The sequence below is a fragment of the Streptomyces sp. NBC_01433 genome (genome assembly GCF_026340105.1).
Lineage (GTDB): Bacteria > Actinomycetota > Actinomycetes > Streptomycetales > Streptomycetaceae > Streptomyces.
Genome location: NZ_JAPEPM010000001.1, coordinates 467222 through 488930 on the forward strand (window position 1 = coordinate 467222; position 21709 = coordinate 488930).

Here is a 21709-nt window from a genome sequence, read left to right on the forward strand (position 1 = left end):
TTTGGCCCAATCCTATGGGGTCGCCCGCAGCCCGGTTCCCCACCGGCCCCTTCACCCGGCCCGATCACGCCGGACCACGTCGGCGGCCCGGACCACGTCGGCGGCCCGGGCCAGCGTGGAGACCGCGGACGGACCGCCCGCCTCGCCCCGCCCGCTCAGGCCGTGGCCGGGCCCGAGTTCACGGCGCGGCCGGACGGCCGCTGCTCCACGTCGGCCACCCCGTTCACCGCCACCCCGTTCACCGCGGCTCCATTCACCGCGGCTCCATTCACCGCCGCGCCGTTCGCCACCGCTCCGTTCACCGCGCCGTTCACCACCGCTCCGTTCGCCACCGCGCTGTTCACCGCCGCGCCGGCAGCGGCGGCCGCCGCTGCCGCGGCTGCTGCCGCCAGCTCCGCCGGCCGTCGCCAGCCGTGCTCGCCGCGCGCCCGCAGCCAGGCCGTCGCCTCCTGCGGCGGCATCGCGGCGGCGACCAGCCAGCCCTGCACCGCGTCGCACCGCAGATCCCGCAGCCGCTCCCAGGTCTCGTCGTCCTCGACACCCTCGGCGACGACGAGCAGGCCGAGCGAGTGGGCCAGGTCGATCGTGCAGCGGACGATCTCCGCGTCCTCGTGATCGATGGCCAGCCGGGCGACGAACGACCGGTCGATCTTGAGCTCGCTGACCGGCAGCTTGCGCAGATGGACCAGGGAGGAGTAGCCGGTGCCGAAGTCGTCGAGGGACATCTTCACGCCGTGCCCGGTCAGCCCGGCGAGCGTGTCGGCGGCGCGCTGCGGGTCCTCCAGCAGCACGTGCTCCGTTATCTCCAGCTGAAGGGCACCGGCCGGCACCCCGTGCCGGGCCAGCCTGGCCGCGACGCTGCCCGCGAAGCCCGGAGTGTGGACGTCGCGCGGGGAGACATTGACCGCGACGGGGACGAACAGCCCCTGCGCCCGCCACCTGGCGACCTGTGCCAGCGCCGTCTCCAGGACGTACTCCGTGAGGTGCGGCATCAGGCCGGACGACTCCGCGATCGCGATGAACTCGTCCGGGGGGACCCGACCGCGCTCCGGGTGCACCCAGCGCACCAGGGCTTCGAGACCGGCGACCTGGCCGTCGAAGCGGACCTTGGGCTGGTAGTGGAGCTCCACCTCGCCCGCGTCCAGCGCGCGCCGCAGATCGCCGAGCAGACCGAGCCGGTCCGGCGTGTTGCTGTCCCGCTTCGACTCGTACACCTCGACGCCCGTACGGTCCCGCTTGGCCTGGTACATGGCCACGTCCGCGCGCCTGAGCAGCCCTTCGGCGTCCAGCGCGTGGTCGGGGTAGACGGCGACCCCGGCACTCGCCTCCAGCACCAACGTGAGGCCGTCGAGGTCGAGCGGCGAGGAGAGTTCCGCGACCAGGTGGCGGGCGACCCGCTGGGCGCTGGTGGTGGAGTCGGCCTGGGGCAGCAGTACGGCGAACTCGTCGCCGCCGAGGCGGGCCGCCTCCGCGCCGCGCGGCAGGGCGAGCCGAAGCCGTTCCGCTATCTGCAACAGCAGCCGGTCCCCCGCCAGGTGGCCGAGGGTGTCGTTGACGGCGCGGAAGCGGTCGAGGTCTATCAGGACCAGCGCGGACCTGGTGCCCACGCTCTCGGCGTCCGCCAGCGCCGACCAGGTCCGCTCCAGCAGCCACTGCCGGTTGGGCAGCCCGGTCAGCGGGTCCCGCAACTGCTCCTCCGCCCGCGCGCGGGCGATCCAGAGCGTGGAGTCCAGGGCGATCAGCGGAACCGCGAAGAGCGGCAGCAGTACGGGCATGACCGTCGCGACGACGCAGATCAGCGGCGCGATGCCGAGCAGGGCGACGGCGACGAGCCCCTGGCGCAGCAGCGCCGTGCGGGCGATGGTCGGCAGCCCGCCGCCCTGGGGTGCCCGCGCGTACCACAGCAGGACCCGGGTGACGAGAAGATATGTGGAGGCCGCCAGGAGCACTTCCGGAACGGCTTCGATGCCCCAGTCGAGTGGCTGCCAGGGGGTCGCGACGGTCGGGACCTCGCCGAAGGCGGCCAGGACGAGGGCGGCGGCCCCGATGCCCAGGATGTCGACCGCGCCGTGCAGCAGCCCCTGCCACCAGCGGTGGCGTCTGGCCATCCCGACGAGGACCACGACGACGGTGCTGACCAGGCCCGCGGGCACCCAGCCGTAGAGCAGCAGCACGGCGAGGGTGAGGGCGGCCCCGGAGCCGGTGCCGCCCCACCACCGGTCGCGCCCCAGCGCGACCAGGTGGCCGACGATGATTCCGGTGAGCAGGGCGAGCGACCAGCCCACGGAGCCGTCCGGGAACAGCGCGTCGCCCTCGCGCACCGTCAGGTAGAGACCGGTCGCCAGCTGGAGCGTGGCGATCATCACGACAACGGCACCCACTTTGGGTGTGAAGCCGACGAAACCTTGCAGCCGCGCCACAGGTGCGGCGCTCTCGGTCGGTTTCATTCCGTCCCTCTCACAGCCGGCGGGGCCGACGGCCCCCGCTCTCATGCCACCGCGGCCTCCCACCGGGAGACCGCGCACGGCAGGCGCACGTCTCAACAGTAGGCCGCGAAAGGCTTCCACGGGCAGCGCTCTACAGCTCTTGCCCGAATGCGAACCGACCACCCGTCACCTTCTGCTATGCGCCGAACGGGTGGCCGTGGTCGGCCATTCGGGCCTCGCGGGCCCCTCTCGCCCCCTCTGGCCCGTTTCTTCCCCCCTGATCCGGCGCCACGCCTGGGCGTTGTCTCGAAGACATCTCGAAGATGTCTCGATCGCGCCCGGAAACGAGATGTCCCCGGCCGGGGAGCACCGCCGTTCCTCGACGGGCGGGGCCGCGTCCCGCCGCCCGTGCCGCTACTCCGCGACGGGCAGGGCCGCCTCCGCCGCCGCGTCCGGCCCCCGCGCGAGCAGCACGGCGAAGCCGTCCTCGTCCAGCACGGGCACCTTCAGCTGCATCGCCTTGTCGTACTTGGAGCCGGGGTTGTCGCCCACCACCACGAAGGCGGTCTTCTTCGACACCGATCCGGTGACCTTCGCGCCCTGGCTCTGCAACGCCTCTTTCGCGCCGTCCCTGGTGTACGTGGTCAGCGTGCCGGTGACGACGACGGTGAGTCCTTCGAGCGGGCGCGGCCCTTCGTCCTGACCCGCCCCCTCGTCCTCCATGCGGACCCCGGCCTCCCGCCATTTGCGCAGGATCTCGCGGTGCCAGTCCTCCGCGAACCAGCGCTTGACCGACTCGGCGATGATCTGGCCGACCCCGTCGGCGGCGGCCAGCTCCTCCTCGGTCGCCTCGTCGATCCGGTCGATGGAACGGAACTGACGGGCCAGCTCCGCTGCGGCCACCGGGCCGACATGACGGATCGAGAGCCCCGTCAGGATCCTGGCCAGCGGGGCCTTTTTCGCCGCGGCGATGCCCTCCAGCATCGCGAGGGCGTTCTTCTTCGGCTCGCCCTGCTGGTTGGCGAAGACCGTAGCGATCTTCTCCTCGCCGGTCTTCGGGTCGCGCTTGGGCAGTCCGCTGTCCTGGTCGAGGACATAGGCCCGGATGGGCAGCAGCTGATCGACGGTCAGCCCGAAGAGGTCGCCCTCGTCCAGCAGCGGCGGCTCGGCGGGCTCCAGCGGCTTGGTCAGGGCCGCGGCGGCGACGTACCCGAAGTGGTCGATGTCCAGGCTCTTGCGGCCGGCGAGGTAGAAGATCCGCTCCCGCAACTGGGCCGGGCAGGAGCGCGCGTTGGGGCAGCGGAGGTCGATGTCGGCCTCCTTCATGGCGCGCAGTTCCGTGCCGCACTCGGGGCAGACGTCGGGCATCACGAACGGCTTCTCCGTGCCGTCGCGGAGATCGACGACCGGGCCGAGGATCTCCGGGATGACCTCGCCCGCCTTGCGGATCACCACCGTGTCGCCGATCAGGACGCCCTTCGCCCGGACCACGTTCTGATTGTGCAGGGTGGCGAACTCGACCTCCGAGCCCGCCACTTCGACCGGTTCGACCTGGGCGTACGGGGTGACTCTGCCGGTGCGTCCGACGCCGACGCGGATGTTGACCAGCTTGGTGTTGACCTCCTCCGGCGCGTACTTCCAGGCGATCGCCCAGCGCGGTGCGCGCGAGGTGGAGCCCAGCCGGCCCTGGAGCGGGATCTCGTCGAGCTTGACGACGACACCGTCGATCTCGTGCTCCACGGAGTGCCGGTTCTCCCCGAAGTACGCGATGAACTCCCGTACGCCGTCGAGTGAGTCCACGACCTTGTTGTGCCCGGCCGTGGGCAGTCCCCATTCGCGCAGCAGCTCGTAGGCGTGCGACAGGCGGTCGATGTCGAAGCCCTCGCGGGCGCCGATGCCGTGCACCACCATGTGCAGCGGGCGGGTCGCGGTGACTCTGGGGTCCTTCTGCCGCAGTGAGCCCGCCGCCGCGTTGCGCGGGTTGGCGAAGGGCTTGTCCTCGGCCGCGACCAGCCGGGCGTTCAGCTCCTCGAAGGCGTCCATCGGGAAGAAGACCTCGCCCCGGATCTCGACGAGGGCCGGGATCCGCTCCCCCTTCAGCCGGTGCGGGATCTCGGCGATGGTCCGGACGTTGGGGGTGATGTCCTCGCCGGTGCGGCCGTCGCCGCGGGTCGCCGCGCGGGTGAGCAGGCCGTGCTCGTACGTGAGGTTGACGGCGAGTCCGTCGACCTTGAGCTCGCACAGGAGGTGGTAGTCCGTGGTGCCGACGTCCTTGGCCACGCGCTCGGCCCAGGTCGCCAGCTCCGCGTCGTCGAAGGCGTTGTCCAGGGAGAGCATGCGCTCGCGGTGCTCGACGGACGTGAACTCCGTGCGGTACGGGCCGGCGACCTTCTGGGTCGGGGAGTCCGGCGTACGCAGCGAGGGGTACTGGTCCTCCAGGCCCTCCAGCGCGCGCAGCAGCCGGTCGAACTCGGCGTCGCTGACGACCGGCTGGTCGTTCACGTAATACCGGAAGCGGTGCTCCTCGATCTGTTCGGAGAGCCGCGCGTGCTCCTCCTGCGCCTGCGCCGGAACCGTGCCCGACTGCTCTGCCCGGTGTTCGCCGGCCATCATCCCGTCCTCCCGTTAGCCCGTCGTCCCCATCACTCAGGGTTGTCCGCGAGCGATCTCGCCGCCCTGGCGCAGTGGGCGAGCACGGCGCGCGCGTACGTGGGCGATGCCCCCGCGAGCCCGCACGACGGAGTGATCACGACGGACTCGGTGAGAGTCCCCGGATTCAGCCCCAACCTGCTCCACAGCGTCCTGACACCCATGACGCTACCGCCCGGGTCCGACAATCCGGCCGAGGCCGCATCGGTGCCGGGCAGCACACCGAGGAACAGTTGGGTGCCGCCCTCGACCGCTTCCCCGATCGTCTCCTCCTCACGCTCGGTGAGCAGGGAGAAGTCGAACGAGATCCCGTCGGCACCGGCCCTGCGCAGCAGCGCGAACGGCACCTCGGGTGCGCAGGAGTGGACGACCGTGGCCCCGTCCCCGTTCACGGCGAGCACGTCGCGCAGGGTCGCCTCGACGACCTGGCGGTCCACGGCCCGGTAGGTGCGGTAGCCGCTCGCCGATCTGACCCGCCCCAGGAGTACGGCGGTCAGGGACGGCTCGTCGAGCTGGAGCACGATCTGTGCGCCCGGCATCCTGCGGCGTACCTCGGCGAGGTGCGCGCGCAGCCCCTCGGCCAGCGAACCGGCCAGGTCGCGGCAGGCGCCGGGGTCGCCGAGCATGGCCTCGCCGCCCCGCAGCTCCAGGGCGGCGGCCAGGCTCCACGGGCCCACGGCCTGGACCTTGAGCAGCCCCTCGTACCCCTGGGTGAACTCCTCCAGGGCGTCGAGGTCCTCGCCGAGCCAGGACCGGGCCCTCCTGGTGTCACGGCCCGGCCGGTCGCTGATCCGCCAGCCGCTCGGTTCGACGTGGCCGTACATCTCGACGAGCAGCCCGATGGTCCGCCCGATCATGTCCGCGCCCGGACCGCGGGCGGGCAGTTCCGCCAGATACGGCATGCCCTGACCGTCGGCGAAGGAACCGGTGACGGTCCTGGCCGCCTCCCGTGCGTCTCCCCCGGGCATAGAGCCGATCCCGGTCGCCGGGCACCCGCTGAACTTGCTCTTCTCGCTCACCCGGGAAGCCTACGGGTGGGAGCGGACCGGCGAGGTCAGCGGCCGGGGCGGACGGTGAGGTCGTTGACCTCGGCGTCGCGCGGGAGGTCGAGTGCCATCAGGATCGTGGTGGCCATCGACTCGGGGTCGATCCACTTGGCGGGGTCGTACTCCTTGCCCTCCTGCTGGTGGACCTTGGCCTGCATGGGGCTGGCGGTGCGTCCGGGGTAGACGGAGGTGACCCGGACCCCGTTGCCGTGCTCCTCGTGGCGCAGCGAGTCGGCGAGGGCCTTGAGGCCGTGCTTGCTCGCGGCGTACGCGCCCCACTCGGCGTGCGCCTGGAGCCCGGCGCCCGAGTTCACGAAGATCACGTGGCCGTGGGCGACGCGCAGCTGCGGCAGCATGAGGCGGGTGATCTCGGCGGGGGCGACGAGGTTGGCGTTGAGCTGGAAGTGCCATGCCTTGGGGGTCAGCTCGCCGACGCGGCCGAGCTCGACGACTCCCGCGACGTGGAGCAGCGAGTCGAGCCGTTCGGGCATCGTCTGCTGCCCGAACGCCCAGGAGAGCCGGTCGGGGTTGCCGAGGTCGCCGACGAGCGTACGGGCACCGGGGTACAGGTCCGCGAGCTCCTTGGCGCGGCCCGCGTCCCGGGCCAGCAGCACGATCTCGTCACCGCGCTCCAGAAGGCGGCGGGCGACGGCTGCTCCGATGCCGGAACCGGCACCGGTGATGAGGTGGGTAGACATGTACCGATGATCCCATCACCGGGCCCGGCGCACCGGGGCGGCCCGGTCACTGATGTCCGGCGGACTCCTCCAGGTGGGCGAGCGCGCCGACCGCGTCCTTGGCGAAGAAGACCAGGTCGGTGAGGGGCAGCGGCAGGAAGCCCTCGTCCTCCATGCGCTGGAACTGCTGGCGCAGCCCGTCGTAGAAGCCCGCCGTGTTCAGCAGGACGACCGGCTTGGCGTGCTTGCCGTGCTTCTTGAGCTCCAGGATCTCCGTGGCCTCGTCGAGCGTCCCGGTCCCCCCGACCATGATCACGACCGCGTCGGCCTTCGCCAGGAGCAGCGCCTTGCGCTCGGCCAGATCACGCGCGATCACCATCTCGTCGGCGTTCGTCCTGGCCCTGTCGGCGAGGAAGTCCACCGACACCCCGACCAGCCGCCCGCCCGTCTCCTGGACCCCGTCGGCCACCACCTTCATCAGGCCGCTCTCCGAACCGCCCCAGACCAGGGTGTGACCGCCCCTGCCCAGCAGTTCGGCGAACTCCCTGGCGGGCACGGTGTAGCGGTCGTCGAGGTCGGCGGCGGAGAGAAAGACGCAGATGTTCATGAAGCCACCGTACGACCCGCCTCGGACAGCGCGGTCCGCGGCCGATCCGTTCCGGACACGGGAAGAATCCGGGCCGCCGTACCGCTGTACCTGACATGACTTCCCTCACAGGACACCGCATCACCGTCGAGCCCGGCTCCGAGCATGTCCGGGCGGTGCGCGACGGGCGGGTACTGGCCGAGAGCCGCCGCCCGCTCGTGCTGCGCGAGACCGGCTGCCCGGTCCGCTACTACCTGCCGCCCGAGGACGTCCGCACCGAACTGCTCACGGCTTCGGACACCAGCACCCACTGCCCGTTCAAGGGCGACGCCTCCTACTGGTCGGTACCGGGTGCCGCCGATCTCGTCTGGGCCTACCCGGACCCGAAGCCCGAAGTCGCCGCGATCAAGGACCACTTCTGCTTCTACGAGACCGAGACCGTGACCGGGGACGCGGCCTGAGACAACCTCTTGCCCGTGGCCGACCGGGCGTCAGAAGCCCTTCGCCGGGGAGCTTCTGAGAGATTTCCAAGAATTGTCCGGCGGCAGCGATGAGTTTTCGCGGCCGGTCCAGTCAGCCGTCACATGGACACGACTCTCTCCGCCGACGGCACCCCGATCGCGTACCGCCGCCAGGGCGACGGGCCGCCCGTGGTGCTGGTCGGCGGGGCCCTCAGTACCTCCGCGACCGAGGCATCCCTGGCCGCCCTGCTGGCGCCGCGCTTCACGGTCGTCACGTACGACCGCCGGGGGCGGGGCGCCAGCGGTGACGGCGGCGATGGCAGCGTCGGTGGCGGCTACGCGGTGCCGCGGGAGATCGAGGACCTGACCGCCGTCGCGGGCGCGGTGGGCGGGCGGGTCTCGGTGTTCGGCATGTCGTCCGGCGGGGCGCTCGCCCTGGAGGCGCAGGCGGCCGGGCTGCCGGTGGATCTGCTCGCGGTCTACGAACCCCCGTACACCCCCGACCCGTCCGGCCTCCTGCACAAGGCCCGTCGCACGGCCCGGCTGCACCGGCTGCTGTCCACCGGGGACCTCGGCGGGGCCGTGGAGCTGTTCCTGTCCGCGACCGGCGTCGAGGCCGGGACGATCGCCCGGATGCGGCGCGCCCCGCTGTGGCGGGGCCTGGAGTCGTTGGCGCACACCCTCGCCTACGACGACGCGCTCCTGGGCGACGGGGCGGTCCCTGCCGAGCGGTTCGCTGCCGTCACCGCGCGCACGATGGTGGTCTGCGGCGGCTTCAGCCCCCTCCAGGCCCGCAACGCGGCCCGCACCCTCGCGGACACGGTGCCGCGCGCCCGCCACCGCACCCTGACGGGCCAGACGCGCGAGGTGGCACCGCAGGTGATCGCCCCGGTGCTGGCGGAGTTCTTCGCCAAGGACGTGTTCGTCGGCCGGGCCGCGTCGTGACCCCGGCCGCGTCGTCATGACCGGGGCCGCGTTGTGATGACCCGGCCCGCGTCGTCGTGACCCGGGCCGGACGAGGGCCTCAGGAGGGCGCGGACACCCTCTCGCGGCGCGCCGTCGTCGCGATCGTCGCGGAGCCGACCACCCGGGTCCCGTCGTACAGCACGACGGCCTGGCCGGGGGCCACGCCCCGTACCGGCTCGGTGAAGGTGACGTGCAGCGTGCCGTCCACGAGTTCGGCGCCGACCTCCGTCTCACCGCCGTGGGCGCGGAGCTGGGCGGTGTACGCGCCGGGTCCGGTGGGGGGCGTTCCGCACCAGCGGGGCTTGATCGCGGTCAGCTCGGTGACATCGAGGGCCTCGACGGGGCCCACGGTGACGGTGTTGTTCACCGGGGAGATGTCCAGGACGTAGCGCGGCTTGCCGTCGGCGGCGGGGTGGCCGATCCGCAGGCCCTTGCGCTGGCCGATGGTGAAGCCGAAGGCGCCGTCGTGGGTGCCGAGCTTGGTGCCGGACTCGTCGAGGATGTCGCCCTCGGCCCGGCCGCCGAGACGGTCGGCCAGGAAGCCCTGGGTGTCGCCGTCCGCGATGAAGCAGATGTCGTGGCTGTCGGGCTTCTTGGCCACGGCGAGGCCCCGGGCCTCCGCCTCGGCCCGGATCTCGTCCTTGGTGGTGAGGGTGTCACCGAGCGGGAACATCGCGTGGGCGAGCTGCTTCTCGTCCAGGACACCGAGGACGTAGCTCTGGTCCTTGGCCATGTCGGAGGCGCGGTGGAGCTCGCGGCTGCCGTCCTCGGCGAGCACGACCGTGGCGTAGTGCCCCGTGCACACGGCGTCGAAGCCGAGCGCGAGTGCCTTGTCGAGCAGCGCGGCGAACTTGATCTTCTCGTTGCAGCGCAGGCACGGGTTGGGGGTGCGGCCCGCCTCGTACTCCGCGACGAAGTCCTCCACGACGTCCTCACGGAAGCGTTCCGCCAGGTCCCAGACGTAGAAGGGGATGCCGATGACGTCCGCCGCGCGGCGGGCGTCGCGGGAGTCCTCGATGGTGCAACAGCCGCGTGCGCCGGTACGGAAGGACTGCGGGTTCGCGGACAGGGCGAGGTGCACACCGGTCACCTCGTGGCCTGCCTCGGCGGCGCGCGCGGCGGCGACGGCGGAGTCCACACCGCCCGACATCGCGGCGAGGACACGGAGGGGGCGCTGGGAAGTCTGAGTCATAGCTTCTCCAGGGTACGGGTCGCCGGGAACCGAACGCTCGCGGATATGCGTTGACGATCATATGGGGACCAAGGGAAGCGGCCGGGCTTCGAAGAAGGAGCCCGCGCGGGGTATCAGCCGGCGCGCACTGCTGATCGGCGGCGGTGTGACGGCGGCGGGTGCCGCCGTGCTCGCCCGCGACGAGCTCAGGCAGGTCTGGTGGCGGGTTCCCGGCGTCGAGAAGCCGCGCAAGCCGGGCGAACTGGACTACGCGGGCGCCCAGTGGGTCGCCGCCTCGGACGCGAACTGGCGGCGCGCGGACCGCCCCGACGACTACCGGATCGACCGCGTGATCATCCATGTCACGCAGGGCAGCTTCGCCAGTGCGGTGAGGGTCTTCCAGGACCCCGGCCACGGCGCCGCCGCGCACTACGTGGTGCGCAAGGACGGCCATGTGGCGCAGATGATCCGTGAGCTGGATGTGGCGTACCACGCGGGGAACAGGTCGTACAACGAACGCAGCATCGGCATCGAGCACGAGGGCTTCGTGGACCGCCCCCAGGACCTCACGGCGGCGATGTACGAGTCGTCGGCCCGGCTGACGGCCGCGATATGCGGGCGCCACGGCATACCGATGGACCGCGAGCACATCATCGGGCACGTCGAGGTGCCGGGCACGGACCACACCGACCCCGGGCCGCACTGGGACTGGGACCGGTATCTGAAGCTGGTGCGGCGGGCCGCGACGGCGAAGCCCTCGGGCTCGGCGAAACCCGCGTGATCCCGGACGGGGCAGCCTCCGCGGGACCGGCCCTCAGCTGAGTCCGGCCGTCCTCGCGCGTTCCACCGCCGGACCGATGGCGCGCGTGAGTTCCTCGACGTCCTGCCGGGTGGAGGTGTGGCCGAGCGAGAAGCGCAGCGTGCCGCGGGCCAGGTCCGGGTCGGTTCCGGTGGCCAGCAGGACGTGGCTGGGCTGGGCGATCCCGGCGGTGCAGGCGGAGCCGGTGGAGCACTCGATGCCCTGGGCGTCCAGCAGCAGCAGGAGCGAGTCGCCCTCGCAGCCGGGGAAGCTGAAGTGGGCGTTGGCCGGGAGCCGCCCCGCCGGATCCGGGTCGCCCCCGAGCACGGCGTCCGGTACGGCCCGCCGCACGGCGGTGATCAGGTCGTCCCGGAGCGCACCGATCCGGCGGGAGAAGTCCTCGCGCCCCTCGGCGGCGAGCCGGGCGGCGACCGCGAAGGCGGCCACGGCGGGCACGTCCAGGGTGCCGGAGCGCACATGGCGTTCCTGCCCGCCGCCGTGCAGCACGGGTACGGGGGTGTATTCGCGGCCCAGGAGCAGCGCGCCGATACCGAACGGACCGCCGATCTTGTGTCCGCTGACGGTCATCGCGGCCAGCCCCGACCGTGCGAAGTCGACCTCCAGCTGACCGACGGCCTGTACCGCGTCGGCATGCATGGGGATGCCGAACTCGCGGGCGATGTCGGCCAGTTCACGTACCGGCATGATGGTGCCGATCTCGTTGTTGGCCCACATCACGGTGATCATCGCGATGTCGTCGGGGTTACGGAGGACGGCTTCGCGCAGGTCCCCGGGGTGCACCCGTCCGTAGTGGTCGACGGGGAGGTATTCGACGGTCGCGCCCTCGTGTTCGGCCAGCCAGTCGACGGCGTCCAGGACGGCGTGGTGTTCGACGGGGCCCGCGAGGACCCTGGTGCGCCGGGGGTCGGCGTCGCGGCGGGCCCAATACAGGCCCTTGACCGCGAGGTTGTCGGCCTCGGTGCCGCCGGAGGTGAGGACCACCTCGCTGGGGCGTGCGCCGAGGGCGTCGGCGAGGGTCTCTCTGGACTCCTCGACGGTACGGCGGGCCCGGCGCCCGGCGGCGTGCAGGGAGGACGCGTTACCGGTGACGGCGAGCTGGGCGGTCATCGCCCCGATCGCCTCCGGAAGCATCGGCGTGGTCGCGGCGTGGTCGAGGTATGCCATGGTGGGCTCGATTCTACGAGCCCCCGGCGGGACGTACGCCGGTGCGTCACGGTCCGGCCCCCGCACGCGGTTCACCTGCGGTTCATGGGAGGTGCTCGCCGGCCCGGTCCGGGACCGGGAGAGCTTCGCGCCCGCCCGTGCCGGCCGTCGGATCAGCCGCCGACGTTCCAGATGACGGCGCCGTTCGCGGAGACCAGGACGGCCAGGACGACGAGGTCGGCGACGCCGAGTACGAGGCCGAGCAGGGCGCGGCCGCGGCGGCCGGTGGAGCGGGCGAGGGCCAGGAGCGCCATGACGATGGCGGCGGGCCCGAGCAGGATGTTCATCACGAGGAGTCCGACGAGCCCCAGCACGAAGGAGGCGACGGCCAGCCCGTCCGCCTCCCTGGTGGCGGGGCTCCGGGGCGCTTTCTTCGGTGCGGAGGTGTCGGTGGCGGCGCTTCCGGTACGGGCGGTGCCTTCGGTACGGGCGGTGCCTTCGGTACGGGCAGTGCTTCCGGTACGGGCAGTGCTTCCGGTACGGGCAGTGCTTCCGGTACGGGCAGTGCTTCCGGTACGGGCGGTGCTTCCGGTACGGGCGGTGCGGCCCGTGAGGCCGGCGAAGCCGACGGCGCGCTCGGCGCGACGGACGGTATCGGTGAGTGTCATGGTGCGAGCTCCTTCGGATCGGCCGGAGTCGGCAGGCTTTGCCGGTCGGCCCTTATCGGGAGCGGCGCGCGAGGCGCTCGCGGACGGCGAAGAGGAGAAGCCAGCCACCGATGACGGCGGCGACGGCCAGGGTCGACGACAGCGGGATCTGGGCGACCGCCCCGAGGGCGATCCCCAGCAGGAACAGGGCGGCGACAAGGACGAGCATGTGCGGCCTTTCCACGTGGGGCAGGAACAATTGAGAGTACGACTGTTCACTGACTCTTGAGTCTAAACCTCACCTCCCTTCCTTGACCCGGAGAACGGTTGTTTACTGAATGGCATGAGTCACACCGCCGGTATCCGCCAGACCCAGAAGCTGAAGACGCGTCAGGCACTCCTGGACGCCGCGCTCCAGCTGCTGGAGCACCAGAGCCTGAGCAGCCTGGGCCTGCGCGAGGTCACCCGGGCCGTGGGTGTCACCCCCACCGCCTTCTACCGGCACTTCGACGGCACAGCGGCACTCGGCGTGGCCCTCGTGGAGGAGACACTGGGCAGCCTGCACGGCATGATCGGCGCGGTTCTCGCGGAGACCGGTGACAGCGACGAACGCCTGGACCGCAGCGTGGAGTTGATAGCACGCCATGTCGCCGCGCAGCCCGCCCACTTCCGCTTCATCGCCCGCGAACAGCACGGCGGCGTGGGCCCGGTCCGCGAGGCCATCGCCACCCAGCTCCGCCGGTTCGCGGACGAGGTGGCCGCGGCGCTCGGCGGGGAACCGGAGTCGGCGGGGTGGAACCGGGAGGACCTGCTGATGCTCGGCGGCCTCTACGTCGACCACATGGTGATCACCGCGTCGGCGCTGCTGGACGCGGGCCCCGGCGGTGAGCGTGAGGTCGTCCGGGTGGCCCGGCGCCGACTGCGCCTGGTCTCCCTCGGCCGCGCGCACTGGCTGGACGACGGGGAGGACGCGGGCGCGGACGCCCGCCGCGACGCCCCCCGCCCGGCATGACCGGGCAGGCCCCACCACCGGCCGTCGCGGCCACCGCCGCACACTCAGCCACCGCCGTACTCAGCCGCCGTACACTCGGCCGTCCTTCGCGTACACCGCCGCGCACTCAGCCGTCCGTCGCGTACACCTCCACGACCTGCGCCGCGGCACGGGCGAGCAGGGCCCGCGCCTCGGGCGGCTCCAGCACTTCCAGGTTCGGCCCGAAGGAGAGCAGGGAGCGGGCCCAGGCCGCTTCGGGTACCGCGAGTTCGGCCAGCAGCCACTCCCCGCGCTTCTCGCCCGCCCGGGGTTCACCGGGCCGGGGTTCGCCGGTGAGCACGCCCGCGTTGAGGCGTACGAAGAGGTCGCGACGGGAACGGTGCACCCGGACCCGGAGCCGTACGTCCGCCGGGCGCTCCTCGACCTTCCTGCGCAACACCGCCCACACCTCGGCCAGTTCCACGCCCGGCCGGCGCACCACGCCCTCCTCGCCGAGGACCGCGTCCCGCACCCGGTCCGCGCGGAAGAGCCGGGGCGCGCCGTCGAGGTCCGCGACGAGGTACCAGACGCCCGCCTTCACGACGAGTCCGTACGGGTCGACGGTGTAGGCGCGCGGGGTGTCGGTGCCGCTGTGCCGGTAGCCGATCCGCAGCCGCCGGTCGGCGAGGACGGCATCGTGGAGCTCGGCGATGTCCACGGCGGCCCGCGGTCCGCTCATCCAGCGGACCGGGTCGACGAGAAACCGTCGGCTGGTCTGCTCGGCGGCGGGGCGGTGCGGCGCCGGGAGCGCCGCCATCACCTTCCGCAGGGCCGAGCCGAGCGCCGCGTCGAGGCCGAGCGCGGTGTGTGCGCCGTCGGCGGCCAGGACGAAGAGGGCGCGCGCCTCGTCGGCGGTGAGGCCGGTGACATCGGTACGGAAGCCGGGGAGCAGGGCGATGCCGCCGTGGCGGCCGCGCTCGGCGTAGACAGGGACGCCGGAGGCGGAGAGCGCCTCGACGTCGCGGTAGATGGTCCGTACGGAGACTTCGAGACGGTCGGCGAGCTCGGTGGCGGGGACCAGTGAGCGCGTCTGGAGCAGCAGCAGGATGGAGAGCAGCCGGTCGGATTTCACGTCACCATGATGGCCGGGGCCGCCCGGCCACCGGGTCGGCCGGGGGCACCGTACCCCGGCCCCACGGCGACCCCGGGCGAGCGAACCTAGCCGCGCGGGGCCTTGGCCAGTTGGCGGGACTGGGCCACCAGGCGGTCCGCGCTGTCCCAGACCTCCGCGTCCTCCTCCAGGAAGCCGCCCGCGAGGTTACGGGTGGTGATGGAGACCCGCAGCGGACCCGGTGCCGGGCGGCAGCGGATGTGGGTGGTGAGTTCGACGGTCGGGGTCCAGCCCTTGAGGCCCAGCTCGAACGAGGTCGGCGGCAGCGCGTCGACGGTGAGCAGCAGGGACAGCGGGTCCGCGTCGCGGCCGTCCGCCAGGCCGAACCAGCCGCGCATCTCGCCCTTGCCGGACGGTGCGCCGACGGCCCAGCCGACCGTCGCGGGATCGAGCGCGATGTCGATGCGTTCGGTGATGGCGGAGCTTCCGGGGATCGGGGCCGGGCCGTCGCCCGGACCGAGGCAGTGCTCCCTGGCCGGCATGGCGGGCGGTGTGGCCGACGTACGGATCTCGTCGGTGAGCTCGTCCAGGTCGCCGTAGGTGGCGATGACCCGGATGCGCTCGACCTCGGTGCCGTCGTCGGCGAACTGGAAGAGGGACGCCTGGCCGGTGGAGAGGGTGCGGCCGGCGCGCACGACCTGGGTCCGGACCACCGCGGGGCCGGGGACGGACGCGGTGAGGTAGTGCGCGGAGACCGAGAACGGGTCGGAGTGCGGCAGCGCCTCGCCGAGGGCCCGGCCGATCAGGGCCAGCAGATAGCCGCCGTTGACGGCACGGATGATGGTCCAGCCCGCGGAGAGTTCCGCGTCGTAGACGCCCTCCTCGCGGAGCGTGACAGCGGTGTCGCGGTCGAACTCGCTGTCCCCGATGATCGCCCGCGTCACCTGCGCGGTCCGCGTCGTCTGCGTGCTGTGCGCCGCCCGCGCTGCTGACTGTGCCATGCCATGCACCGTACACCGATCGTATTACTAAGCGGTAGCTTCTACTGGTCGCACTTCTGCCGGGCGGCGGCCTTTCGGGACCGCCTCAGGTCGCCGCCGAGCCTTCCTCCGCCGTGGCGGAGCGCCTGTTGTAGGCGCGCGGGGCCCGCCAGTGGAAGCGCATCGCCAGCAGCCGCAGGACGAACGCGGTGAGCACGGCCGCGCCGCTGGTGAACGCGTTGAGGGCGTCGAAGCGGATGCACAGTACGACCATGACCGCGCCGACGATCGCGGGCACCGCGTACAGATCGCGGTCCCAGCGCAGCAGGGACGGCACCTCGTTGGCCAGCACGTCCCGCAGCACACCGCCGCCGACCGCGGTCGCCAGGCCCAGGGCCGCCGACGCGGTGAGGCCGAGGCCGTAGTCGTACGCCTTGACCGTCCCGGTGACACAGAAGAGGCCGAGCCCCGCCGCGTCGAAGACGTTGACCCCGACCTGGATGCGCTCGACGTGGGGGTGCAGGAAGAACACCAGGACGGCGGCGAGCAGCGGCGTCGTGAAGTAGCCGAGATCCGTGAACGCGGCCGGCGGGATCGCGCCGATCATCACGTCACGGAACAGCCCCCCGCCCAGCGCTGTCACCTCGGCGAGCACCGCGATGCCGAAGACATCGAAGTTCTTGCGTACGGCGAGCAGTGCGCCCGAGATCGCGAAGACGAAGATTCCGACGATGTCGAGCGCATGCTGGACGGAGGGCGTGAACAGTTCGTTGAGCACCGGGCAATTGTGCCGGTATTACTCCTTCGGGCTGTCCTCCGAGGTGGCGGACGGGGCCGGGTCGTCGCCGGAGGGCTCCCCAGCGGACTTCCCGGCGGGCGTCTCGGCGGACTCCCCGGAGGACTTCTCGGCGGGCGTCTCGGCGGGCGTCTCGGTGGACTTCCCGGAGGCGACGGGCGCCGCCTTCACCGTGATGACCTCCACCGCGTCCCCCGCCCCGGGCAGCGGCGCGTCGCCGGGGGCCTGGTCCGGCGCGTTCTCCGGGTGGTGGCAGGCGACCTGGTGGCCGGTCTTGAGCGCGATCAGCGGCGGTTCCTGCGTCTTGCAGATCTGCGTCGCCTTCCAGCACCGGGTGTGGAACCGGCAGCCGCTGGGCGGCGATATCGGCGAGGGCACATCGCCCTTGAGCAGGATGCGGTCGCTCTTGGCACCGCGCCGACGCGGGTCGGGCACCGGCACCGCGGACATCAGCGCCTTGGTGTACGGGTGCATCGGCGCCTCGTACAGCGACTTGCGGTCCGACAGCTCCACGATCTTGCCGAGGTACATGACCGCGATCCGGTCCGAGACATGGCGGATGACCGAGAGGTCGTGCGCGATGATCATGTACGTGAGCCCGAGCTCGTCCTGGAGGTCGTCCAGCAGGTTCACCACCTGCGCCTGGATCGACACGTCCAGCGCGGAGACCGGCTCGTCGGCCACCACGAGCTTGGGCTTGAGCGCGAGCGCGCGGGCGATGCCGATGCGCTGGCGCTGGCCGCCGGAGAACTCGTGCGGATAGCGGTTGTAGTGCTCGGGGTTGAGGCCGACCATCTCCAGCAGCCGCTGGACCTCCCGCTTCAGACCGCCCTCGGGCGTGACGCCCTGGAGCCGGAAGGGGGTGCCCACGATCCCGCCGACGGTGTGGCGCGGGTTCAGCGAACCGTACGGGTCCTGGAAGATCATCTGCACGTCGCGGCGCATCGGCCGCAGCTTCCCGGCGGACAGATGTGTGATGTCGCGGCCCTCGAACTCGACCTTGCCGCCGGTGGGTTCCAGCAGGCGCGTGACCAGCCGGCCCATCGTCGACTTGCCGCAGCCGGACTCGCCGACGACGCCGAGGGTCTCGCCGGGGCGCACGTCGAAGGTGAGCCCGTCGACCGCCTGGACGGCGCCCACCTTGCGCTTGAGCAATCCCTTGGTGATCGGGAAGTGCTTGACCAGGCCGGTGACCTTGAGGAGCGGCTCGGACCCGGACCCGTCCGACCCCGGCCGGGGAGTCTTCTTGCCCATATCAGTCACAGCTTCGGCGCAATCTCTTCGGTCCAGATCTGTTCGCGCTGCTCCGGCGACATGTGGCACGCGGAGTAGTGCCCGTCGCTGACGAGCTGCAGCTCCGGACGCTCGGTGCGGGTGACGTTGTCGGCCGGCACGTCGGCGTACGGGCAGCGCGGGTGGAAGGCACAGCCCGACGGGACGTTGATCAGGCTGGGCGGCGAGCCCTTGACGGGCACCAGGCGCTCGGTCTGCTCCCGGTCGATGCGCGGCATCGAGCCGAGCAGACCCCAGGTGTAGGGGTGCTGCGGCTGGTAGAAGACCTTCTCCGCGCTGCCGCGCTCGATGCAGCGGCCCGCATACATCACGAGCAGCTTGTCGGCGATCTCCGCGACGACCCCGAGGTCGTGCGTGATCATGACGACCGCCGAGCCGAACTCCTTCTGGAGGTCGCGGATCAGGTCGAGGATCTGCGCCTGGACGGTCACGTCCAGGGCGGTCGTCGGCTCGTCGGCGATCAGCAGCTGCGGATTGTTGACCAGCGCCATCGCGATCATCGCGCGCTGGCGCATACCGCCGGAGAACTGGTGCGGGTAGTCGTCGTAGCGGCGCCGCGGCTCGGGGATGCCGACCCGGTCGAGCATCTCGATCGCGCGCTTCTTCGCGGTCTTCTTGTCGACGTGGTTGTGGACCCGGTGGGCCTCCACGATCTGCGAGCCGATGCTGTAGTACGGGTGCAGGGCCGACAGCGGGTCCTGGAAGATCATCGCCATCTTCTGGCCGCGCAGCTTACGTACGCGCTCGGGCCCGGCGCCGATCAGCTCCTCGCCCTCCAGCCAGATCTCACCGGAGATCCGGGCCCGCTCCGAGGTGTGCAGTCCCATGATCCCCAGTGAGGTCACGGACTTGCCGGAGCCGGACTCGCCGACGATGCCGAGGGTCTCCCCGGCCTTCAGGTCGAAGCTGACACCGTCGACGGACTTGACCAGACCGTCGTCGGTGTCGAAGTGGATGGTGAGGTCCCGTACCGAGAGGAACTGCTCTTCGTCGGCTGCGGAACGGTCGTCGGAACGGGCGTCGGAACCGGCGTCGAAGCCGGCCCCGGAGACCGGTGGGTCCGTCTTGCGTACGTCGCTCATGAGAGCCTCACCCGGGGGTCGATCGCGGCGTACACGAGGTCCACCAGCAGATTGCAGACAACGATGAAGGAGGCGGCGACCAGCGTCACGCCCATCACGATGGGCAGGTCGCTGCGGGTCACGCCCTGAATGGCGTACTCGCCCATCCCCTGGAACGAGAAGACGCTCTCGGTGATGACCGCGCCGCCCAGGAGCAGCGCGAAGTCCATGCCGAAGATGGTGACGAGGGGGGTCAGGGCCGCGCGCAGGCCGTGCTTGACGACCACCTGGCGTTCTCGCAGGCCCTTGGCGCGGGCGGTTCTGATGTAGTCCTCGCCCATGGTCTCCAGCATTCCGGCCCTGGTGAGCCGGGCGTAGAGCGCGGAGTACAGGAAGGCGAGCGTGCACCAGGGGAGGATCAGGTTCCAGGCCCACTCGCCGGGATTCTCGCTGAACGGTACGAAGTGGACGTCGTCCCAGATCTTCCAGTTGAAGGCGAAGAGGGCGAGCGAGACCATGCCGGTGAAGAACATCGGCAGGGAGACACCGGCCAGGGCGATGCCCATCGCGAGGCGGTCGAAGATCGATCCCCGCTTGAGAGCCGAGAGCACACCGGTGGCGACACCCGATATGACCCAGAGAACGGCCGCGCCGACCGCCAGGGACAGCGTCACGGGTATTCGCTGGACGATCTCCGGCCAGATCTCGGAGTGCGTCTTGAAGGAGTAGCCGAAGCAGGGCGCGTTGCAGGTCACGGGGTCCGGACCGAACTGGTACTCGGCGCCGACAACGATGCCCTTGATGAAGTGCCAGTACTGGAGGTACAGGGGCTGGTCGAGCCCCAGGTTCTTCTTGACCGCGGCGATGACGTCCGGGTCGGGGCTCTTCCCGACGTACTGGGCGGCCATCGAGTCGATCGTTTGCCCGCCGAGGCGGGGCACCAGGAAGAAGATCGCGAACGTGACTGCGCTGACCACCAGCAGCAGCAACACCGCGGCGAATACGCGTCGGATGATGTACGCAGCCACAGCCGTGCGGCGCCGGGGCGAGCGGGCGGGGTAACGCCCGACGTCCCGGCGCCTTCACCTGCCTTTCGAGGGATGCTGTTGAGGAACAGGTGCTACTTGGTCGAGGTCATCAGCACGTAGTCGTACATGCCGAGGTACGCGTCGGTGACCGTGACGTTCGCCGCGGAGTCCGGGCGGTAGAGCAGGTTCTTGCGGTAGTAGAGCGGCACGACCGAGGCGCCTTCCATGACCTTCTGGTCGACCTCGCCCCAGGCGGCGTTGCGCGCCGTGGTGTCCACCGTGCCGATGCCCTTGACCAGGGCCTCGTTGACGCCCTTGTCGTTGAGCTCCATCAGGTTGGTGCCACCGGAGGGCTTGATGGCCGAGCCGTTGACGATCTGGTCGAGGAAGCCGAAGCCGGTCGGCCAGTCGGCGCCCCAGGCCATCATCATCATGCCCGCGTTGTTCTTGTGGACCCAGGCCGGGACACCGGCGAAGTCGGTGAAGTACTTGTCCGCCGGGAACTGCTTGATCTCGGCGACGATACCGATCTGCTTCAGGCTGTTCTGGAGCTGCGTGGCCGCGGTGACCTCGTCGGGGCGGTCGGACCGCGCCGTCAGCGTGGTCGAGAAGCCCTTCGCCTGACCGCACTTGGCCAGGTGCTCCTTGGCCTTGGCGACATCGCCCTTGTTGTCCGCGGTCGGGTACAGGTCGAACTTCTTGTAACCGGCGACGGTGGGCGGGATGACCGTGGACGCCGGGTCACCCTTCACGGAGCCGCCGATCGCGTCGACCATGCTCCGCTTGTCGGTGACGTACTGAACGGCCTTGCGGCACTCGATGTTGTCGAACGGCTTCACGTTGACGTTCAGCGCCAGGTACTGGAGCGCGCCCGCGTAGGGGTTGTCCGTCTTGGCCTTCTCGTCGGCCTTCACCAGGACCTTGGGCTGGGTCTTGGACTGCAGACCCGTACCCGCGATGTCCGCGGTGATCGTGTCGCTCAGCAGGTGCTCGTCGACCGTGGTCGCGTTGACGTTGAACTTGAGCTCGATCTTGTCCGGCAGAGCCTTGCGGATCGGGTCGCTCTTCTGGTCCCACTCGGGGTTGCGGACCAGCGTCGCGCCGCGGCTCTCGCTGTAGGAGGAGAACTTGTACGGGCCCGAGGAGACGATCTTCTGGACGTAGGTGGCGCCCTTGTCGGCCTTCTGCGGGACCGGAGCGGTCTGCGAGAAGGCGGCGAGGTAGTCCATGTCCGCGAACGGCTTGTTCAGGTGGAAGACGATCGTGTAGTCGTCCGGGGTCTCGATGGACTTCAGGCCCTCGGCCGACTTGTCCTTGTACGGACCCTTGTACTTGTCGCCGCCCTCAAGATAGGCCTTGAAGTACGTCGGGCCGTTGGACAGGGCCTCCGGGGCGAAGTTGGAGCGCTCGATGGCGTACTTGACGTCCTTGGCGGTGACCTCGGTGCCGTCCTCGAACTTGACGCCCTTGCGGAGCGTGTACGTCCAGGTCTTGGCGTCCGTGCTCGCCTTGCCGAGGCCCGTCGCGAGGTCGGGAACGACCTGCAGGCCCTCCTTGCCGGCGGCCGGCTTGAAGGTCACCAGCGAACGGCCGTACAGACGGGAGAAGTTCTGCACCCAGCCGTAGTACGTGTTGCCGGGGTCGAGGGAGTCGGGACCACTGGAGTGCTCGTAGGTGACCGTCCCCCCCTTCTTGTCACTCTTGTTGACGATGCTGGTCAGACCGGCGTCCGCCTTGGCGTCGCCCCCGCCGCCGCTGCCGCCGCTCTTCGAATCACTGCTGCTGCAGGCCGAGGCGCCGAGTGCGACCGCCACGGCAACGGCTATGGCCGTCGCTGTCTTTCTGTTCTGCATGCTGAGGAAAGCCCCCTCGTTTGTC

At 71.0% G+C, this 21709-nt stretch carries 20 protein-coding genes; 4 read left to right on the top strand and 16 right to left on the bottom strand.

The window, feature by feature from the left end:
• Positions 1 to 155: 155 nt before the first annotated feature.
• The 5 genes from OG413_RS01990 to OG413_RS02010 all read right to left on the bottom strand — a co-directional run bounded on the left by OG413_RS01990 (position 156) and on the right by OG413_RS02010 (position 7405).
• Positions 156 to 2363: a bifunctional diguanylate cyclase/phosphodiesterase gene (locus tag OG413_RS01990; protein WP_266809821.1), complete on the bottom strand. Its 2208-nt coding sequence runs from the start codon at positions 2361 to 2363 to the stop codon at positions 156 to 158.
• A gap of 477 nt (positions 2364 to 2840) precedes the next feature.
• Positions 2841 to 5036 (bottom strand): NAD-dependent DNA ligase LigA, encoded by a 2196-nt coding sequence (gene ligA / locus OG413_RS01995; RefSeq protein WP_266809822.1) that lies wholly within the window; start codon positions 5034 to 5036, stop codon positions 2841 to 2843.
• A 32-nt stretch (positions 5037 to 5068) separates the two neighbouring features.
• Positions 5069 to 6094, bottom strand: coding sequence for a methionine synthase (locus tag OG413_RS02000; protein ID WP_266802590.1), 1026 nt, complete (start codon positions 6092 to 6094; stop codon positions 5069 to 5071).
• Between the two features lie 35 nt (positions 6095 to 6129).
• A complete protein-coding gene (locus OG413_RS02005; RefSeq protein ID WP_266802592.1) occupies positions 6130 to 6819 on the bottom strand; it encodes an SDR family oxidoreductase in 690 nt (229 codons plus the stop codon).
• Between the two features lie 46 nt (positions 6820 to 6865).
• On the bottom strand, positions 6866 to 7405 hold the full coding sequence (locus tag OG413_RS02010) for a TIGR00730 family Rossman fold protein (RefSeq protein ID WP_266802594.1): 540 nt from the start codon (positions 7403 to 7405) through the stop codon (positions 6866 to 6868).
• A 95-nt stretch (positions 7406 to 7500) separates the two neighbouring features.
• Here OG413_RS02010 and OG413_RS02015 point away from each other — a divergent pair, with 95 nt between their 5' ends.
• Together OG413_RS02015 and OG413_RS02020 are read left to right on the top strand one after the other, a co-directional pair.
• Complete coding sequence (locus OG413_RS02015) at positions 7501 to 7845, top strand: DUF427 domain-containing protein (RefSeq protein WP_266802596.1); 345 nt, start codon at positions 7501 to 7503, stop codon at positions 7843 to 7845.
• Between the two features lie 123 nt (positions 7846 to 7968).
• The gene (locus OG413_RS02020; RefSeq protein ID WP_266802598.1) at positions 7969 to 8790 is read left to right on the top strand and encodes an alpha/beta fold hydrolase; all 822 of its coding nucleotides are present in this window, start codon (positions 7969 to 7971) and stop codon (positions 8788 to 8790) included.
• Between the two features lie 79 nt (positions 8791 to 8869).
• Here OG413_RS02020 and mnmA read toward each other — a convergent pair whose 3' ends face one another.
• Positions 8870 to 10003 (bottom strand): tRNA 2-thiouridine(34) synthase MnmA, encoded by a 1134-nt coding sequence (mnmA, locus tag OG413_RS02025; RefSeq protein WP_266802600.1) that lies wholly within the window; start codon positions 10001 to 10003, stop codon positions 8870 to 8872.
• Between the two features lie 61 nt (positions 10004 to 10064).
• Here mnmA and OG413_RS02030 point away from each other — a divergent pair, with 61 nt between their 5' ends.
• Complete coding sequence (locus OG413_RS02030) at positions 10065 to 10763, top strand: N-acetylmuramoyl-L-alanine amidase (RefSeq protein WP_266802602.1); 699 nt, start codon at positions 10065 to 10067, stop codon at positions 10761 to 10763.
• A gap of 33 nt (positions 10764 to 10796) precedes the next feature.
• Here the strand turns inward: OG413_RS02030 and OG413_RS02035 are convergent, their stop codons facing one another.
• From OG413_RS02035 to OG413_RS02045, 3 genes are all read right to left on the bottom strand, one after another.
• Positions 10797 to 11966, bottom strand: a complete 1170-nt coding sequence (locus tag OG413_RS02035; RefSeq protein WP_266802604.1) for a cysteine desulfurase family protein — start codon at positions 11964 to 11966, stop codon at positions 10797 to 10799.
• Positions 11967 to 12118: 152 nt separating this feature from the next.
• Positions 12119 to 12613: a DUF4190 domain-containing protein gene (locus OG413_RS02040; protein WP_266802606.1), complete on the bottom strand. Its 495-nt coding sequence runs from the start codon at positions 12611 to 12613 to the stop codon at positions 12119 to 12121.
• A 52-nt stretch (positions 12614 to 12665) separates the two neighbouring features.
• Entirely contained in the window at positions 12666 to 12821 is a 156-nt protein-coding gene (locus OG413_RS02045; protein WP_266802608.1) for a hypothetical protein, read from the bottom strand.
• 114 nt (positions 12822 to 12935) lie between these two features.
• On the opposite strand from OG413_RS02045, the gene OG413_RS02050 reads away from it, so the two are divergent.
• The gene (locus OG413_RS02050; protein ID WP_266802610.1) at positions 12936 to 13604 is read left to right on the top strand and encodes a TetR family transcriptional regulator; all 669 of its coding nucleotides are present in this window, start codon (positions 12936 to 12938) and stop codon (positions 13602 to 13604) included.
• Between the two features lie 106 nt (positions 13605 to 13710).
• On the opposite strand, the gene OG413_RS02055 is transcribed toward OG413_RS02050, so the two are convergent.
• The 7 genes from OG413_RS02055 to OG413_RS02085 all read right to left on the bottom strand — a co-directional run bounded on the left by OG413_RS02055 (position 13711) and on the right by OG413_RS02085 (position 21684).
• Complete coding sequence (locus OG413_RS02055; RefSeq protein WP_266802611.1) at positions 13711 to 14694, bottom strand: YafY family protein; 984 nt, start codon at positions 14692 to 14694, stop codon at positions 13711 to 13713.
• A gap of 86 nt (positions 14695 to 14780) precedes the next feature.
• Positions 14781 to 15674, bottom strand: a complete 894-nt coding sequence (locus OG413_RS02060) for a thioesterase family protein (protein ID WP_266802613.1) — start codon at positions 15672 to 15674, stop codon at positions 14781 to 14783.
• A gap of 85 nt (positions 15675 to 15759) precedes the next feature.
• The gene (locus OG413_RS02065; protein WP_266802615.1) at positions 15760 to 16431 is read right to left on the bottom strand and encodes a trimeric intracellular cation channel family protein; all 672 of its coding nucleotides are present in this window, start codon (positions 16429 to 16431) and stop codon (positions 15760 to 15762) included.
• Positions 16432 to 16449: 18 nt separating this feature from the next.
• A complete protein-coding gene (locus OG413_RS02070; RefSeq protein WP_266802617.1) occupies positions 16450 to 17703 on the bottom strand; it encodes an ABC transporter ATP-binding protein in 1254 nt (417 codons plus the stop codon).
• Between the two features lie 5 nt (positions 17704 to 17708).
• Positions 17709 to 18824 (bottom strand): ABC transporter ATP-binding protein, encoded by a 1116-nt coding sequence (locus OG413_RS02075; protein ID WP_266802619.1) that lies wholly within the window; start codon positions 18822 to 18824, stop codon positions 17709 to 17711.
• Positions 18821 to 19831: an ABC transporter permease gene (locus OG413_RS02080; protein WP_266802621.1), complete on the bottom strand. Its 1011-nt coding sequence runs from the start codon at positions 19829 to 19831 to the stop codon at positions 18821 to 18823. Before OG413_RS02080 ends, OG413_RS02075 begins: the two co-directional genes overlap by 4 nt.
• Positions 19832 to 19923: 92 nt before the next feature.
• Positions 19924 to 21684: an ABC transporter substrate-binding protein gene (locus OG413_RS02085; RefSeq protein ID WP_266802623.1), complete on the bottom strand. Its 1761-nt coding sequence runs from the start codon at positions 21682 to 21684 to the stop codon at positions 19924 to 19926.
• Positions 21685 to 21709: the final 25 nt, after the last annotated feature.

What these genes read in the sequence shown, in the direction of transcription:
- OG413_RS01990 (WP_266809821.1), bottom strand. Translation starts at nt 2,363, where the DNA reads ATGATCGCCACGCTCCAGCTGGCGACCGGTCTCTACCTGACGGTGCGC.
- ligA (WP_266809822.1), bottom strand. Translation starts at nt 5,036, where the DNA reads ATGGCCGGCGAACACCGGGCAGAGCAGTCGGGCACGGTTCCGGCGCAG.
- OG413_RS02005 (WP_266802592.1), bottom strand. Translation starts at nt 6,819, where the DNA reads ATGTCTACCCACCTCATCACCGGTGCCGGTTCCGGCATCGGAGCAGCC.
- OG413_RS02010 (WP_266802594.1), bottom strand. Translation starts at nt 7,405, where the DNA reads ATGAACATCTGCGTCTTTCTCTCCGCCGCCGACCTCGACGACCGCTAC.
- OG413_RS02015 (WP_266802596.1), top strand. Translation starts at nt 7,501, where the DNA reads ATGACTTCCCTCACAGGACACCGCATCACCGTCGAGCCCGGCTCCGAG.
- OG413_RS02020 (WP_266802598.1), top strand. Translation starts at nt 7,969, where the DNA reads ATGGACACGACTCTCTCCGCCGACGGCACCCCGATCGCGTACCGCCGC.
- mnmA (WP_266802600.1), bottom strand. Translation starts at nt 10,003, where the DNA reads ATGACTCAGACTTCCCAGCGCCCCCTCCGTGTCCTCGCCGCGATGTCG.
- OG413_RS02030 (WP_266802602.1), top strand. Translation starts at nt 10,065, where the DNA reads ATGGGGACCAAGGGAAGCGGCCGGGCTTCGAAGAAGGAGCCCGCGCGG.
- OG413_RS02035 (WP_266802604.1), bottom strand. Translation starts at nt 11,966, where the DNA reads ATGGCATACCTCGACCACGCCGCGACCACGCCGATGCTTCCGGAGGCG.
- OG413_RS02040 (WP_266802606.1), bottom strand. Translation starts at nt 12,613, where the DNA reads ATGACACTCACCGATACCGTCCGTCGCGCCGAGCGCGCCGTCGGCTTC.
- OG413_RS02045 (WP_266802608.1), bottom strand. Translation starts at nt 12,821, where the DNA reads ATGCTCGTCCTTGTCGCCGCCCTGTTCCTGCTGGGGATCGCCCTCGGG.
- OG413_RS02050 (WP_266802610.1), top strand. Translation starts at nt 12,936, where the DNA reads ATGAGTCACACCGCCGGTATCCGCCAGACCCAGAAGCTGAAGACGCGT.
- OG413_RS02060 (WP_266802613.1), bottom strand. Translation starts at nt 15,674, where the DNA reads ATGGCACAGTCAGCAGCGCGGGCGGCGCACAGCACGCAGACGACGCGG.
- OG413_RS02070 (WP_266802617.1), bottom strand. Translation starts at nt 17,703, where the DNA reads ATGGGCAAGAAGACTCCCCGGCCGGGGTCGGACGGGTCCGGGTCCGAG.
- OG413_RS02075 (WP_266802619.1), bottom strand. Translation starts at nt 18,824, where the DNA reads ATGAGCGACGTACGCAAGACGGACCCACCGGTCTCCGGGGCCGGCTTC.
- OG413_RS02085 (WP_266802623.1), bottom strand. Translation starts at nt 21,684, where the DNA reads ATGCAGAACAGAAAGACAGCGACGGCCATAGCCGTTGCCGTGGCGGTC.